Genomic DNA, 14,383 nt, shown 5'->3' with positions numbered 1-14,383 from the left:
GAGGCCCCTATGCCCACATTCACCGCTCTTACTACGCTGACTGGTAAGAAACCCGCCGAAGGTCTTGGCGAAGCGATGGAGCGTCTGGATCCCGAACCCACTGGCGTTGGCGTTTTCGAGGTCGAAGATGGCTCGGGCCTGTGGGAGGTTGGTGGGTATTTCACCGAAGCCCCCGATGAGACGGCGCTGGCCGTACTGGCCGCGGCCTTTGAGGCCAAGCCCTTTGTGGTATCCGAGCTGCCCGAAACCGATTGGGTTGCCCATGTGCGCCGTGAACTGGCCCCGGTCGAGGCGGGCCGTTTCTTTGTCTATGGCAGCCACGACGCCGACAAGCTGCCCGAAGGTCGGATCCCCCTGTTGATCGAGGCCGCGATGGCCTTTGGTACCGGCCACCACGGAACGACTCTGGGCTGTCTAAAGGCGCTTGATCAGTTGCTGGACGAAGGGTTCTCGGCCAGCAAGGTCGCCGATATCGGGTGTGGGACTGCCGTGCTGGCCATGGCAGCTGCGCGTGTTTGGGAAGGGGACATCATCGCCAGTGACATTGATCAGGTTGCCGTCGATGTGGCCGAAGCGAACCTGAAGGCCAATGGCATGTCCGGTCAGGTTCACTGTGTCGAGGCCGCTGGCTTCGATCACCCGGACCTGAACGCGCACGCGCCCTATGATTTGATTTTCGCCAACATCCTGAAGGGTCCGCTGGTCGCTCTGTCGCCGGAAATCTCGGCGAATCTGCGGGCGGAGGGCTATGCAATCCTGTCGGGAATCCTGAACGAACAGGCCGATGATGTGGTGAATGTTTATTCCCAGAATGGCTTCAATCTGCATCATCGAGGTGAGATTGGTGAATGGACGACGCTAATCTTAAGTAAACAGGGCTAAATCAGGGCTATTTACAGGAGTTTTCTAGATTCGCGCCACGTTTTTGTCGCAATCTATGCTTACCCTTTTTTAATCATTTTGATGGGGGGCGGTTTTGTGGAGGCTGCCATGGCGGGAAAACAACTGGAATTTGATCAGCGCGTTCAGCGTCTGAACAAGAAGCACTCGAAGCTCAGCAAAGGCTATCGCGCGACGATGCGCAAAGATGGCTTGGTAGTGATGAAGCCGCAAAGGGTCCGCTCTGCGGTTCCGGCCAAAGTTCTGCTGTTTACTCTGCTGGCAGTTTTCGCGTTCAAAGCGTTTCTTTTGTCCAGCCTCGGCCCCTCAGGATATCAATACCGCATCGACAGCCTGAAAGAGGGCACACAGGTCGAACAGGCAGGCGCCTGGATCATGCAGATCGACCCGGTTTCACAGTTCCTCTCGGTTCAGCTCAACAAAGTTCTCTACTAAGCACCAGCTGAAACAGAAAACACCGCGGCCTTTCGGCTCGCGGTGTTTCTTTGTGCCCCACAGGGAGGAGAAAGGGGCGTATAGCGAGAGGGTCGTCTTACCGGCGGCCTTCGGCGATGACGTCGATGTCGCCGCGGCACAGGCCGATATCATCCAGTTCGCGGTCGCTCAGACCGGTCAGCACGTTGCGTGTTACGCGGGCGTCGTTCCAATCGGCGGCGGCATGTGTAACCGATGTGAAAAATGCGCCGATACGGCCAACGAGGCCGAATGAGCCAGTGGTGGCGATGCGGGTCGAGTCCAGTGCAGCCATATCCTGTTTCCTTCTGGTTTGTGTGAACATTTGATCTTGCGATCTGAGCGGCATCTAGTGTCGAAGATTTGCTCGCGCAATAGCATTTTTTGCATGTGTCCTATGCAGTTTTTGCAACGCTTGCTGAATCTGTAAGCACCTTAAAAACTTGATTAAAATGGGTTCATAAAAGTGTCGATTTCAGACTTTTCGAAGTCGCAAACCGTCCTTTGTGTCGCGCGCAGGATGGCGGTGTCGTTTTCAGGCTTAGGGTCAATTCGCTTGGAAAATGTTCACGCTTCGTGCTATCCGTTGAAAAAAGATCACAAAACCCGAGCGGGCTGAGGCGAAGCATGCGAATTCTGGGCATTGATCCGGGGCTTAGGACCCTGGGATGGGGCGTCATCGAATCAAATGGCAGCCGGTTGAGCCACGTTTCGAACGGTTTGTGCAAATCCGACGGGGATGATCTGGGCGAGCGGCTGCTGTCTCTGCACAATCAGATTGTCGAGGTCATCGCCGAATATAGGCCCGACCAAGCTGCGATCGAGCAAACTTTCGTCAACAAGGACGGTGCCGGGACGCTGAAACTGGGTCAGGCGCGTGGGGTGGCCTTGCTGACGTTGGCACAGGCCGGGCTGCCTGTGGGGGAATACGCTCCGAACCGGGTCAAGAAAACCGTCGTTGGCGTTGGGCATGCCGAGAAAGAGCAGGTCCTGCACATGGTCAAGCTGCAGTTGCCGGGGTGTCTGCCCAAGGGCGCGGATGCGGCGGATGCATTGGCGATCGCGATCTGTCATGCGTATTACGGCAAGACACAACAGCCGCGTGTGAAAGAGGTGAGGGCATGATCGGTAAACTGACAGGGCGTCTGGACTATCGCGCCGCAGATCACATCCTGATCGACGTGCGGGGCGTGGGTTACATCGTCTATTGCTCTGACCGGACCATGGCTGCGTTGCCGGGCGTGGGTGAGGCGGTCTCGATCTATACCGATATGGTCGTGCGTGAAGATCTGATGCAGCTTTACGGGTTTCTTTCCCTGATCGAGAAAGAATGGCATCGACTATTGTGTTCGGTTCAGGGCGTCGGGGCCAAGGTCTCGCTGGCCATTCTCAGCGCGTTGGGGCCGGATGGTGTAAGCCGCGCGATTGCTTTGGGCGATTGGGGTGCGGTGAAGGCTGCCAAGGGGGTCGGTCCGAAGACCGCTCAGCGCATTGTGTTAGACCTTAAGGACAAGGCCCCGGGGGTTATGGCGATGGGCGGCACTGTGACCGAGGCGATGAACGGCCCCGCGTTGGAGGTTGTTGAAACCGTCGAGCCGCAACCAGCACCCAAACGGACTGCGAAACCGACCTCGGGATCGGCGGCGGCCTCTGCGGGGGCGTTGTCGGCCTTGTCGAATTTGGGATATGGCCCATCCGAGGCGGCCTCGGCCGTGGCGGAGGCGGCGGCCAATCTGCCCGACGCGGGTGAGGCTGAATTGATCCGCGCGGCGCTCAAGCTGCTGGCTCCGAAAGGGTGATTGAATGGTAGACGCCGATCCCACGCTGCGGCCTGACCCTCTGCCCGAGGACAATGACCGCGCCCTTCGTCCGCAGGGGCTGGATGAGTTCATCGGTCAGGCCGAGGCGCGTGCAAATCTGAGCATCTTCATCCAATCCGCCCGACAGCGCGGCGAGGCGATGGATCATACGCTGTTCCATGGTCCTCCGGGTTTGGGGAAAACCACGTTGGCGCAGATTATGGCGCGTGAGCTAGGGGTGAACTTCCGTATGACCTCTGGTCCGGTTCTGGCCAAGGCGGGCGATCTGGCGGCGATCCTGACCAATCTGGAAGCGCGGGACGTGTTGTTCATCGACGAAATCCATCGCTTGAACCCGGCGGTCGAGGAAGTTCTCTATCCTGCAATGGAAGATTTTGAGCTGGATTTGGTGATTGGCGAAGGCCCGGCTGCTCGTACCGTTCGGATCGAGTTGCAGCCGTTTACGCTGGTTGGAGCCACCACGCGGATGGGTCTGCTGACCACGCCGCTGCGCGACCGTTTTGGTATTCCGACCCGGTTGCAGTTCTACACGGTCGATGAATTGCACGAGATCGTCAGCCGCAACGCACGCAAACTGGGTGCACCAGCAGACGACGACGGCGCGCGTGAAATTGCGCGCAGGTCGCGTGGGACGCCTCGGATCGCAGGCCGTTTGCTGAGGCGCGTGGTGGACTTTGCAATCGTCGAAGGCGACGGGCGGATTACACGCGAATTGGCTGATGGCGCGCTGACACGTTTGGGCGTCGATCATCTCGGGTTGGACGGCGCGGACCGTCGGTATCTGAAACTGGTCGCTGAGAATTATGGCGGTGGTCCGGTTGGGATTGAGACAATGTCGGCGGCCTTATCGGAAAGTCGCGACTCGCTTGAGGAAGTGATCGAGCCCTATTTGCTGCAGCAGGGATTGATACAACGCACGCCACGCGGGCGGATGCTGGCGCAGAAGGCGTGGACGCATTTGGGTATGGCTGCACCAAAGGGTCAGAGCGATCTGTTTGGTTGAGGCTGGCGCTGAGGGATTTTATGCCTTCGGCGAGAGTATTTTTGAAAAGATGAAGGGCTGGGCGTGACACCGGACGAGATCGAGGCGCTGTTTACGCGCGAAAGCGGAGAGTTCCTGTTTGCGCGGTGGGGTCGCCCCATCGTACCGATCGTTTTCGGTGTCGAGGATGAGACGCTGGCAACAGTCAAGGGCGCTTTCGAGGCCGTGGTGACGCTGGCCGGTCACAAGATGGCCGAGACGGATCCAGAGCTGGGCGCCAATTGCATGGTCTTTTTCTTCCGCGACTGGCAGGAACTGCTGGAGGTCCCGGATCTGGACCGCCTTGTCCCCGATCTGGCACCTTTGGTTGAGCGTCTGGTCGCTGCGGATGCCAATCAGTACCGCATCTTCCGGTTCGAAGAAGACGGCGCGATCCGCGCGGCCTTCGTATTCCTGCGCATGGATAAAGAACTATCCAAAGTCCCTGCCGAGACTCTGGCGCTCAGTCAAGTAGTTCAAACCATTCTGCTCTGGTCGGATACGGCGTTTCGAACCCAGTCAGCTCTGGCTGTGGCGGGCGAGGCGACGATTCTGCGCCCGGATATTGCGGGTCTGATCCGGGCCGCTTACGATCCGATCTTGCCGGGGGCGGCGCATGATGCGTCGCACGCGCTGCGCCTGTTTGCCCGGTTGGAGCTGCCGCAATGAAGCACATCTTTCCGGTTCGCGTTTACTATGAAGACACCGACATGGGCGGAGTCGTCTATCACGCGAACTACCTGCGCTACATCGAACGCGCGCGTTCGGACTGGGTGCGTCGTTTGGGCAATGACCAGAACGCCATGCGGGATGAGGGGATCGTTTGGGTCGTACGGCGGGTCGAGGCTGACTACCTGTCGCCTGCCAAGTTTGATGACGAATTGATCGTCGAAACAGAAGTGACCGAGATTTCCGGCGTGCGCCTGACCATGGCGCAGCTTGTGAAACGGGGTGAGACCAATATTTTCCGCGCTTCGGTCACGGCGGTTTGCATCAATAAAGACGGCAAACCGATCCGCCTCCCGGCAGAGATTCGCGCATTGATGTAACATTTTCGCAGCCCGGGGTGGTTCTGTTGGCTTTTCAACCCCAACTGCGTTAGCGTTTGGCAAAACAAGGCCAAACAAACGGCCATCAGGCAAAAAAGAGCAGGTTCATGGAAGCTGAAACGCTGGCGCTGGCGCAGGAGATCGATTTCTCCATGTGGGGGCTGTATGCCCGCGCGACCTTTATCGTAAAACTGGTGATGCTGATGCTGATCGCGGCGTCGATTTGGTCCTGGGGCATCATCATTCAGAAACTCATCAACTATCGCGCGGCCCGGCGCGAAGCGCAGAAATTTGATGAGAGCTTCTGGTCTGGCAACCCGCTGGATGAGTTGTTTGAGCAGATCGGCTCGCAGCCCGATGGCAGTTCCGAGAAGATATTTGCGGCCGGCATGATCGAGTGGCGCAGGTCGCATCGCACGGATGGAGGTTTGATCGCCGGGGCGACGGCTCGGATCGACCGGTCGATGGATGTGGCAATCGCAAAAGAGGCTGAGACACTGCAGAAGGGTCTGCCGATCTTGGCGACTGTTGGCTCAACTGCGCCGTTCATTGGTCTGTTCGGCACGGTCTGGGGCATCATGAATGCGTTTATCGAGATTGCCGAGCAGCAGAATACCAACCTCGCCGTTGTGGCGCCCGGCATTGCCGAGGCGTTGCTTGCCACCGGTCTGGGCCTGCTGGCCGCGATCCCGGCGGTGATTTTCTACAACAAGCTCAGCGCGGATAGTGACCGGATCGTTGGAGGCTATGAGGCCTTTGCCGATGAATTCGCCACCATCCTGTCGCGCCAGTTGGATAGCTGACCATGGGGGCAGCGGTTCAGCAAAGCTCGGGCGGGAACGGACGTAGGCGCGGACGCCGGCGCGGTCGCGCCCAGCCGATGGCTGAGATCAACGTCACGCCCTTTGTCGACGTCATGCTGGTGCTGTTGATCATCTTCATGGTCGCAGCGCCTCTGCTGACCGTTGGGGTGCCGGTCGATCTGCCCAAGACTGCCGCAAGCGCCTTGCCTGGCGATAGTGAGGAACCGCTGACCGTCACGCTGACCGCCGATGGTCGTATTCAGATACAGACCACGGATATCGCGCGCGACGAGCTGATTGGACGCTTGCGCGCCATCGCGGCAGAACGCAGCAGTGACCGTGTCTTCCTGCGGGCGGATGGGGCGATCCCCTACGCTCAGGTGATGCAGGTGATGGGCGCACTGAATGCGGGCGGGTTTTCAAATGTGGGTCTGGTGACGGATACCGGCGGGCCGACGCTGGACGATGGGTAAAGGTGGGGTCGCGCGGTGGATACCGGCACCAAGATTTCAGCGATTGCGCATGTCAGCCTGATCGGCTGGGCGTTGTTCGGCGGCACCTTCCGGTCCGAGCCGCTGCCGACACAAGTGCAGGATGTTTCCGTGATTTCGGCTGAGCAATTCGCAGCGCTCACGGCGCAGCGCGATGCGCCTGAGCTGCCGGAGTCTCCGGGTACTCTGGAACAACCCGACGCGCCGGAATCTGAGGTCAGCGCCCCTGAGGTGACACCGGAAGAACAGCCGCGCCCGGAGCCTGTGACGCCCGCAGAGCCGGAGCCTGAGACTGTTCCCGAAACGGTCGAGGTTCAGCCTGAGCCTGAGTTGCCCGAAGAACCTCCGACGTTGACGGAACCGGAAACGGCCGCCTTGCCGGTGCCGCCGGGACCTGAAGCGCAACCCAGCCCGGCTGAGCGTGTCGCGCCCGAGGCCATCGCGCCGCCTCCGCCCGAGGCTGAACCGGATGAGGTGGAAACGCCCCCGGTCTCACTGTACGAAGGCGCTGAGACGCAGCAAGAGCAACAAGATCAGACGGCCCCTGAAGAAGCCGCGCCCGAGATCGTGACCGAGGCCGAAGAGACCGACCAGCCAGCGCCTCTGACCTCTCCGCGCCCGCGTGTGCGGCCCAACCGTCCTGAACCCGCACCTGAGGTTGCGGAAACTCCGGAACCGGCGCCGGAAACCCCAACGCCGACGCCTGCGCCGGACAATAGCGACGCCATCAATGACGCGTTGTCCGAGGCATTGGCGGGCGGAACTGAACCCGCCGGCCCACCGCTCACCAGCGGTGAAAAAGACGCGATGCGCGTTGCCGTGTCGCGGTGCTGGAATGTCGGATCGCTGTCGACCGATGCGCTGAACGTTGTAGTGACGGTTGCGTTCTCGCTCAATCGTGATGGCACGATTATCAGCGAGAGCATTCGGTTGCTGAACAGCTCTGGCGGTGCTTCGGGTGCCGAAAATCAAGCCTATCAGGCGGCCCGACGCGCAATTTTGCGCTGCGGCGCGCGTGGATATGATCTGCCGGCTGACAAATACGATCACTGGCAGGATATTGAGATTACATTCAATCCCGAGAGGATGCGGATCAAATGATGAAACTTCTGACCAGCCTCTTTCTTGGGCTGACCCTGGTGTCAGCTCCGGTTTACGCTCAGAACAGCCCCCTGCGGTTGGAAATTGATGAAGGCATCATCGAGCCGATGCCGTTTGCAGTTCCCAACTTCGTGCCCGACGGCCCGGCGGCGACGCAGTTCGCCAACGATATCTCGCGTGTTGTTGCGGCGGATCTGACCGGAACGGGGTTGTTCCGCGAAATCTCCTCGGAAGCGTTCATCAGCCGGGTCAGCAGCTTTGACGCTCCGGTCCAGTTTGCCGATTGGAAAGCGATCAACGCGCAGGCTTTGGTGACAGGGGCTGTGAATGTCTCGGGCAAGCGGCTGACGGTTCGGTTCCGGGTCTGGGATGTGTTCTCGGGGCAAGAACTTGGTAACGGTCTGCAGCTAGCGGGCACCACGGATGGCTGGCGGCGCATGGCGCACAAGGTTGCTGATCAGGTTTATAGCCGTATCACCGGTGAAGGCGCCTATTTCGATAGCCGCGTTGCTTTTGTATCTGAAAGTGGCCCTAAGAACCAGCGCCTCAAGCGTTTGGCAATCATGGATTATGATGGGGCCAACGTTCAGTATATGACGGATAGCGCGGCCATCGTTCTGGCCCCGCGCTTTTCACCGACAGGCGAGCAACTGCTCTATACCAGCTACGAAAGCGGCAGCCCGCGCATCTATATTCTGGATGTGGGCCGCGTGCAGCGGCGCGAACTGCAAACGCAGGACGGCACCATGAGCTTTTCTCCGCGTTTTTCACCGGACGGGCGGTCGATTGTGTATTCGCTGATTCAGGGCGGCAATACCGATCTGTGGCGGATGGATCTGGCCTCAGGCCAAAGCACCCGCCTGACCAACACGCCTGCGATCGAAACCGCGCCCAGCTATTCGCCGGATGGCAGCCAGATCGTGTTTGAAAGCGACCGTTCAGGCACGCCGCAGCTTTATGTGATGGCGGCAAACGGCGGCGAAGCGACGCGGATCAGCTTTGGTCAGGGGCGGTATGGTACGCCGGTCTGGTCGCCGCGTGGTGATCTGATTGCCTTCACCAAGCAGAACAAAGGCCGCTTCCATATCGGCGTGATGCGCACCGATGGCAGTGAGGAACGCCTGCTGACTTCGTCCTTTCTCGACGAAGGCCCGACCTGGTCGCCAAACGGCCGCGTCATCATGTTCACCCGCGAGACGCAGGGCGCAAGTGGACGGGCGACGCTCTATTCCGTGGATATCTCGGGTCGAAACCTGCGCCCCGTGCGCACGCCGGATGGCGGCAGCGACCCGTCCTGGGGGCCATTGCAGAATTGATCGCCGCCAATGCGAGGCAAAGTTCACAAGAAACAGTCGCTGTGATAGACAGGCGGCAACAAACAAAACAACGAGGCACTTGAGATGAACGTATTGGGCAAAATCCTGGCCTTGGGCGCGCTAAGCGTGGTCGCGGCCTGTACCAACAATGATCCTTCGGCTTTGGGTGGCAGCGGCGCTGGTGGTAGCGGCTCGATTGTCGCTGGCTCTCCTAGTGATCCGCGCTCGCCCGCCTATTTCCAGCAGACGGTCGGGGATCGTGTTCTGTTCGCGGTTGATCAGTCCACCCTGTCGCCGCAGGCGCAGACCGTTTTACAAGGGCAGGCGGAATGGCTGCTGGCCAACCCTGATTACGTGGCAACCATCGAAGGTCACGCGGATGAGCAGGGCACGCGGGAATACAACCTTGCGCTGGGCGCACGTCGGGCCAATGCGGCGCGTGAATACCTGATTTCGCGTGGGGTCGCAGGCAATCGTCTGACGACGGTCAGCTTCGGCAAAGAACGCCCGATCGAGATTTGCAGCACCGAGGACTGTTATTCCAAAAACCGCCGCGCGGTTACGGTGCTGACCGGTTCAACCTTGGGGTAAGACGATGAGAGTTGCAGGATGGGTTCTGGCCGCAGTTGTGGCAACAGCAGGCGTCGCGCAAGCGCAGGATCAGCAGACCCTGGCGGATATCCGGCAGGAGTTGACAGTGCTGTATGTCGAGATACAGCGCTTGAAACGTGAGTTTTCGACCACTGGCTCTCCTGCGCCCAACCTGTCTGGCAGCTCGATCCTTGAACGTGTGGATGCGATTGAGGCCGAGTTGCAGCGCCTGACCCGTCAGACTGAGCAGTTGAATCAGCGCGTCCAGAATATCGTGACCGACGGCACCAACCGGATCGGTGATCTTGAATTCCGCTTGGTCGAGCTGGAAGGCGGCGATTTGTCGGCACTGGGTGAGACCTCCACTTTGGGCGGCGAAGGGGAATCCACCGCTGCGGTAACACCCGCGCCGACGGAGCCGAACACTTCGGACCAGGGCGAGCTGGCCGTTGGCGAGCGAGCGGATTTCGACGATGCGTCGCAAGCATTGGCCGATGGTGATTTCCAGACTGCTGCGACGATGTTTGCACAATTCGACACCTCTTATCCCGGCAGCCCGCTTGCTCCCGAGGCGCATTTGAACCGTGGCAAAGCGCTCGAAGGGCTCGGGGATACGCGCGAAGCCGCACGTGCATTCCTCGCCAGCTTCACCGGAGATTCCGAAGGAGCTGTGGCGCCCGAAGCTCTGTTCGAACTTGGCGCTGCTTTGGGTCGTTTGGGCCAGACCGATCAAGCCTGTATCACCTTGTCCGAGGTTGGCGTGCGCTTCCCGGCTTCCGGGCAAGCCACCAGTGCGGTGCAGGAAATGGCCTCCTTGGGGTGTTCTTGACCCCGCCACTCGACACACTGACATCCGATCTGCGCGCCCGGTTGCCTGAACGTTTGCCGGAGCGTCTGGGCATCGCGGTCTCGGGCGGAGGGGACTCGGTTGCCCTGATGCACCTTTTGCACCGCATTGCGTCGGATGAGGGGGTGGAACTGTTCGCCGCCACGGTCGACCACGGTTTGCGCGCCGAGTCGGTGGAGGAGGCCCGAACGGTTGCAAAGCAGGCGGCCGCGTTAGGTATCCCCCACGAAATTTTGCAGTGGCAGGAGTGGAATGGCTTAGGCAATCTGCAGGATCAGGCCCGGCAGGCGCGGTATGCCTTGCTGACCGAGTGGGCGAAGAGCAACGACATCAGCGCCATTGCATTGGGCCATACGGCGGATGATCAGGCCGAAACACTTCTTATGCGACTGGCCCGTTCGGCCGGGGTGACGGGACTGTCGGGTATGCCAAGCAGTCGAATCCACGATGGGATCGACCTGTTGCGCCCTATGCTAGGGATCACTCGAGACAGGCTGCGGGCCTATTTGACCGAGATCGGCGCGCAGTGGATTGAGGACCCCTCGAATCAGGACACGCGCTTTGACCGGATCAAAGCGCGGCAGGCCGTGTCTGATCTAAAACCGCTTGGTATTTCGGCCGAAACCCTGACGCGTGTCGCCGACAATCTCACACAAGCGCGTGAGGCGCTAGAACGCTATGCGCAGGACTCCGCCCAACGGGTAGCTACGGTCGATGCCGGGTCCGTTGTGCTGGATCGCGAGGGCTTCGCCGCGCTGCCTGAAGAAATCCGGCGTAGGGTTCTGGTTGGCGCTGTTTCATGGATCGCGGGCCCCGGCTACCCGCCGCGCCAATCGACTGTGGATCAGGCGTTGCAGGCCATTCTGAACGGGGGTCCCGCCGCAATTGGGGGCTGTTTGCTGTTTTCAAAGGCAGAAAAACAGTGGATCTGCAGAGAATTCAACGCGGTTGACGGCCTGACCGCGAAAATCACGGCTACATGGGACGCGCGTTGGGTGCTGTCTGGCCCCGATATTCCAGGGACGGAGATTCGGGCTCTTGGTGAAAACGGCTTACAGATGCTGCCCGACTGGCGTGCCGCGGGGCGTCCATGGCTTGCTTTGCAAGCGTCCCCAGCGGTTTGGAGAGGTGACACTCTTGAGGCCGCGCCCCTAGCCGGATTCGCCAATGGCTGGCGCGCTGATCTGGCCCCCGATTGGCCTGAGTTTCACGCATCTTTTTTATCGCATTGAACCTCAGCCAATCCTCTCTATTTTAAGAAGCAACCCGGCAGGTCCTTGTCTGCCGAAATCTTTTAGGAGAATTTCCTTGGGCAACGCTCGTAATATCGCCTTCTGGGTCGTTCTGTTCCTGCTGATCCTTGCACTGTTCAACCTGTTCAGCGGACCGGGCGGAACACTTCAGGGGAATGAACGCACCTATTCCGACTTTGTCAGCGCCGTTCAAAGCGGTGAGGTCAAGAACGTCACGCTGGATGGTGAGCAAATTCGCTACACAACGCAAAGCGGCGCGAATTACACCACGATCAAACCCGGTGATGCCGAGGTTACGAAACTGCTGATCGACGAACAGATCCCGGTCGAAGCGGTCAAGCAGCAGCAATCAGGCTTCCAATCGTTCCTGATCACTCTGCTGCCCTTCCTGTTGCTGATCGGCGTTTGGGTCTACTTCATGAACCGGATGCAGGGTGGCGGCAAAGGCGGCGCGATGGGCTTTGGCAAGTCGAAGGCCAAGATGCTGACTGAAAAGCACGGCCGCGTGACCTTTGATGATGTTGCTGGCATCGACGAAGCCAAGGAAGAGCTGGAAGAGATCGTTGAATTCCTGCGCAACCCGCAGAAATTCAGCCGTCTGGGAGGCAAGATCCCCAAGGGCGCGCTGCTGGTTGGCCCTCCGGGTACCGGTAAAACGCTGCTGGCCCGTGCGATTGCGGGTGAGGCGGGTGTGCCGTTCTTCACCATCTCGGGTTCTGACTTCGTTGAAATGTTCGTGGGTGTCGGTGCGAGCCGTGTCCGTGACATGTTCGAGCAGGCTAAGAAGAACGCGCCGTGTATCGTGTTTATCGACGAAATCGACGCCGTGGGTCGCCATCGTGGTGCCGGCTATGGCGGTGGTAACGATGAGCGCGAACAGACGCTCAACCAATTGCTGGTCGAGATGGACGGGTTCGAGGCCAACGAAGGTGTGATCATTCTGGCCGCGACCAACCGTAAAGACGTTCTGGACCCGGCTCTGCTGCGTCCGGGCCGTTTCGACAGGAACGTGACCGTTGGGAACCCCGACATCAAAGGCCGCGAGAAGATCTTGGGCGTTCACGCACGCAAGACGCCTCTGGGTCCTGATGTTGACTTGCGCATCATCGCGCGCGGTACTCCGGGCTTCTCGGGTGCGGATCTGGCGAACCTTGTGAACGAGGCCGCGCTGATGGCTGCACGTGTAGGCCGTCGCTTTGTCACCATGGAGGATTTTGAGAACGCCAAGGACAAGGTGATGATGGGGGCTGAGCGCCGCTCGATGGTGCTGACCCAGGATCAGAAGGAAAAGACCGCGTATCACGAGGCCGGCCACGCCGTTGTTGGTCTGGAACTGCCGATGTGCGACCCGGTTTACAAGGCAACGATCATTCCGCGCGGTGGCGCGCTGGGTATGGTTGTCTCTCTACCGGAGATGGATCGCCTGAACTATCACCGTGATGAGTGTGAGCAAAAGCTGGCCATGACCATGGCGGGCAAGGCGGCTGAAGTCATCAAATACGGTGAAGACCATGTTTCGAACGGTCCGGCCGGTGACATCATGCAGGCCAGCCAGTTGGCGCGCGCCATGGTGATGCGCTGGGGTATGTCGGACAAGGTCGGCAATATCGACTATGCCGAAGCCCATGAGGGGTATTCGGGCAACACCGCTGGTTTCTCGGTCTCGGCTCATACCAAAGAGCTGATCGAGGAAGAGGTGAAGCGCCTGATCCAGCAGGGCTATGAGCGCGCCCACCAGATTCTGACCGACAAGAGTGAGGAATGGGAGCGTCTGGCGCAGGGGCTGTTGGAATACGAAACCCTCACCGGCGACGAGATCAAGCGGGTCATGAATGGGGATGCGCCGACCGAAGGCGATGACGAGGGCGACAGCCCGGATCAGGGTAGTGCGCCCAGCGTAACGGCCATTCCAAAGACCAAGCCCAAGAAGTCTCCACCCGAAGGTGGAATGGAGCCGGAGCCAACCGCATAAATACGAAAACCCGAGGTCCAGACCTCGGGTTTTTTCTTTTCTTCCGCCACCTGCTGGTCATTATGCGCGCAGATGGATGCAGAAGGAAAACCCCATGCCATTCCTGCGTGAAACCGAATTCTCTGCCGAGGTCGTCTGGTTGGGGCGCGTCCCGGCCGGTCAGTCGCTGCGCGCTCAGCCCGTTGAGGCGTTGGAGTTTGGCTTTGACGGGGTGCAAGGCGAACGGCACGAGGGTCTCAACCGTGCATCATGCGTGCGTGTCAGCAATGTCTATCCGAAAGGCACCGAGATTCGGAATGTCCGACAGGTGTCGATTCTGTCAGCAGAGGAGCTGTCGGAGATTGCCGCCGCGATGGAGCTGGACCATCTTGATCCGTCTTACCTGGGAGCGTCGATCGTGTTGAAGGGCATCCCTGATTTTTCCCATATCCCGCCGTCTTCGCGCCTTCGGTCCGAGGCGAATTTGACGATTACCGTCGATATGGAAAACGCACCTTGTGTCCTACCCGGACGTGAGATTGAGGCGGATCACAGCGGCTACGGTGCCGCCTTCAAACCGGCCGCGCAGGGGCGGCGGGGGATCACGGGATGGGTCGAACGGCCCGGAGCTCTGCATATCGGCGATCGTTTGAAGCTGTTTGTTCCCGATCAGCCGCTCTGGCAGCCATAGCGCTCATTCGTTTCCGATTGGAAACGCTTGAAATTGAGCGACGCCGTTTCGCGGCACGAATATGTCGGAATCCTTAGCCACTGCTTGGGTATGCAA

General features: G+C 59.6%; 17 protein-coding genes. 16 read left to right on the top strand and 1 reads right to left on the bottom strand.

Annotated features, from left to right (window positions below; all coding sequences use genetic code 11):
* The first annotated feature begins 9 nt into the window (after positions 1-9).
* Together ACR0IP_RS10075 and ACR0IP_RS10070 are read left to right on the top strand one after the other, a co-directional pair.
* Positions 10-882 (top strand): 50S ribosomal protein L11 methyltransferase, encoded by an 873-nt coding sequence (locus tag ACR0IP_RS10075; protein WP_170377786.1) that lies wholly within the window; start codon positions 10-12, stop codon positions 880-882.
* A 108-nt stretch (positions 883-990) separates the two neighbouring features.
* Complete coding sequence (locus ACR0IP_RS10070; protein ID WP_170377788.1) at positions 991-1,335, top strand: hypothetical protein; 345 nt, start codon at positions 991-993, stop codon at positions 1,333-1,335.
* Between the two features lie 97 nt (positions 1,336-1,432).
* Here the strand turns inward: ACR0IP_RS10070 and ACR0IP_RS10065 are convergent, their stop codons facing one another.
* Positions 1,433-1,648 carry a DUF1127 domain-containing protein gene (locus ACR0IP_RS10065; RefSeq protein ID WP_170377790.1) on the bottom strand — a complete coding sequence of 72 codons (216 nt, stop codon included), beginning with the start codon at positions 1,646-1,648 and terminating at the stop codon, positions 1,433-1,435.
* A 332-nt stretch (positions 1,649-1,980) separates the two neighbouring features.
* On the opposite strand from ACR0IP_RS10065, the gene ruvC reads away from it, so the two are divergent.
* From ruvC to ACR0IP_RS09995, 14 genes are all read left to right on the top strand, one after another.
* The gene (gene ruvC, locus ACR0IP_RS10060; protein WP_170377793.1) at positions 1,981-2,478 is read left to right on the top strand and encodes a crossover junction endodeoxyribonuclease RuvC; all 498 of its coding nucleotides are present in this window, start codon (positions 1,981-1,983) and stop codon (positions 2,476-2,478) included.
* Entirely contained in the window at positions 2,475-3,152 is a 678-nt protein-coding gene (gene ruvA, locus ACR0IP_RS10055) for a Holliday junction branch migration protein RuvA (protein WP_170377795.1), read from the top strand. Before ruvC ends, ruvA begins: the two co-directional genes overlap by 4 nt.
* A 4-nt stretch (positions 3,153-3,156) precedes the next feature.
* Positions 3,157-4,176, top strand: coding sequence for a Holliday junction branch migration DNA helicase RuvB (gene ruvB, locus ACR0IP_RS10050; RefSeq protein ID WP_480525314.1), 1,020 nt, complete (start codon positions 3,157-3,159; stop codon positions 4,174-4,176).
* 63 nt (positions 4,177-4,239) lie between these two features.
* The gene (locus tag ACR0IP_RS10045; RefSeq protein WP_170377799.1) at positions 4,240-4,863 is read left to right on the top strand and encodes a hypothetical protein; all 624 of its coding nucleotides are present in this window, start codon (positions 4,240-4,242) and stop codon (positions 4,861-4,863) included.
* Positions 4,860-5,243, top strand: a complete 384-nt coding sequence (gene ybgC, locus ACR0IP_RS10040; protein ID WP_170377801.1) for a tol-pal system-associated acyl-CoA thioesterase — start codon at positions 4,860-4,862, stop codon at positions 5,241-5,243. Before ACR0IP_RS10045 ends, ybgC begins: the two co-directional genes overlap by 4 nt.
* Before the next feature lie 107 nt (positions 5,244-5,350).
* On the top strand, positions 5,351-6,046 hold the full coding sequence (gene tolQ, locus ACR0IP_RS10035) for a protein TolQ (RefSeq protein WP_170377803.1): 696 nt from the start codon (positions 5,351-5,353) through the stop codon (positions 6,044-6,046).
* 2 nt (positions 6,047-6,048) lie between these two features.
* Positions 6,049-6,519, top strand: a complete 471-nt coding sequence (gene tolR, locus ACR0IP_RS10030; RefSeq protein WP_170462265.1) for a protein TolR — start codon at positions 6,049-6,051, stop codon at positions 6,517-6,519.
* A gap of 15 nt (positions 6,520-6,534) precedes the next feature.
* On the top strand, positions 6,535-7,638 hold the full coding sequence (locus tag ACR0IP_RS10025) for an energy transducer TonB (RefSeq protein WP_480525311.1): 1,104 nt from the start codon (positions 6,535-6,537) through the stop codon (positions 7,636-7,638).
* Positions 7,635-8,954: a Tol-Pal system beta propeller repeat protein TolB gene (gene tolB, locus ACR0IP_RS10020; protein ID WP_480525309.1), complete on the top strand. Its 1,320-nt coding sequence runs from the start codon at positions 7,635-7,637 to the stop codon at positions 8,952-8,954. The genes ACR0IP_RS10025 and tolB overlap by 4 nt, the downstream gene beginning before the upstream one ends.
* An 84-nt stretch (positions 8,955-9,038) precedes the next feature.
* The gene (pal, locus tag ACR0IP_RS10015; protein WP_170462258.1) at positions 9,039-9,545 is read left to right on the top strand and encodes a peptidoglycan-associated lipoprotein Pal; all 507 of its coding nucleotides are present in this window, start codon (positions 9,039-9,041) and stop codon (positions 9,543-9,545) included.
* A 4-nt stretch (positions 9,546-9,549) separates the two neighbouring features.
* A complete protein-coding gene (gene ybgF / locus ACR0IP_RS10010; protein ID WP_170691129.1) occupies positions 9,550-10,374 on the top strand; it encodes a tol-pal system protein YbgF in 825 nt (274 codons plus the stop codon).
* Positions 10,365-11,624, top strand: coding sequence for a tRNA lysidine(34) synthetase TilS (gene tilS / locus ACR0IP_RS10005; RefSeq protein ID WP_480525307.1), 1,260 nt, complete (start codon positions 10,365-10,367; stop codon positions 11,622-11,624). Before ybgF ends, tilS begins: the two co-directional genes overlap by 10 nt.
* Positions 11,625-11,700: 76 nt before the next feature.
* The gene (gene ftsH, locus ACR0IP_RS10000; RefSeq protein WP_170639309.1) at positions 11,701-13,617 is read left to right on the top strand and encodes an ATP-dependent zinc metalloprotease FtsH; all 1,917 of its coding nucleotides are present in this window, start codon (positions 11,701-11,703) and stop codon (positions 13,615-13,617) included.
* A 94-nt stretch (positions 13,618-13,711) separates the two neighbouring features.
* Positions 13,712-14,287, top strand: a complete 576-nt coding sequence (locus ACR0IP_RS09995; protein WP_170691131.1) for an MOSC domain-containing protein — start codon at positions 13,712-13,714, stop codon at positions 14,285-14,287.
* Positions 14,288-14,383: the final 96 nt, after the last annotated feature.

The sequence above is a fragment of the Ruegeria sp. AL11 genome (assembly GCF_056540865.1).
The sequence above is the reverse complement of the archived record's forward strand: the minus strand, read 5'-3'. Positions and strand labels throughout refer to the sequence as shown.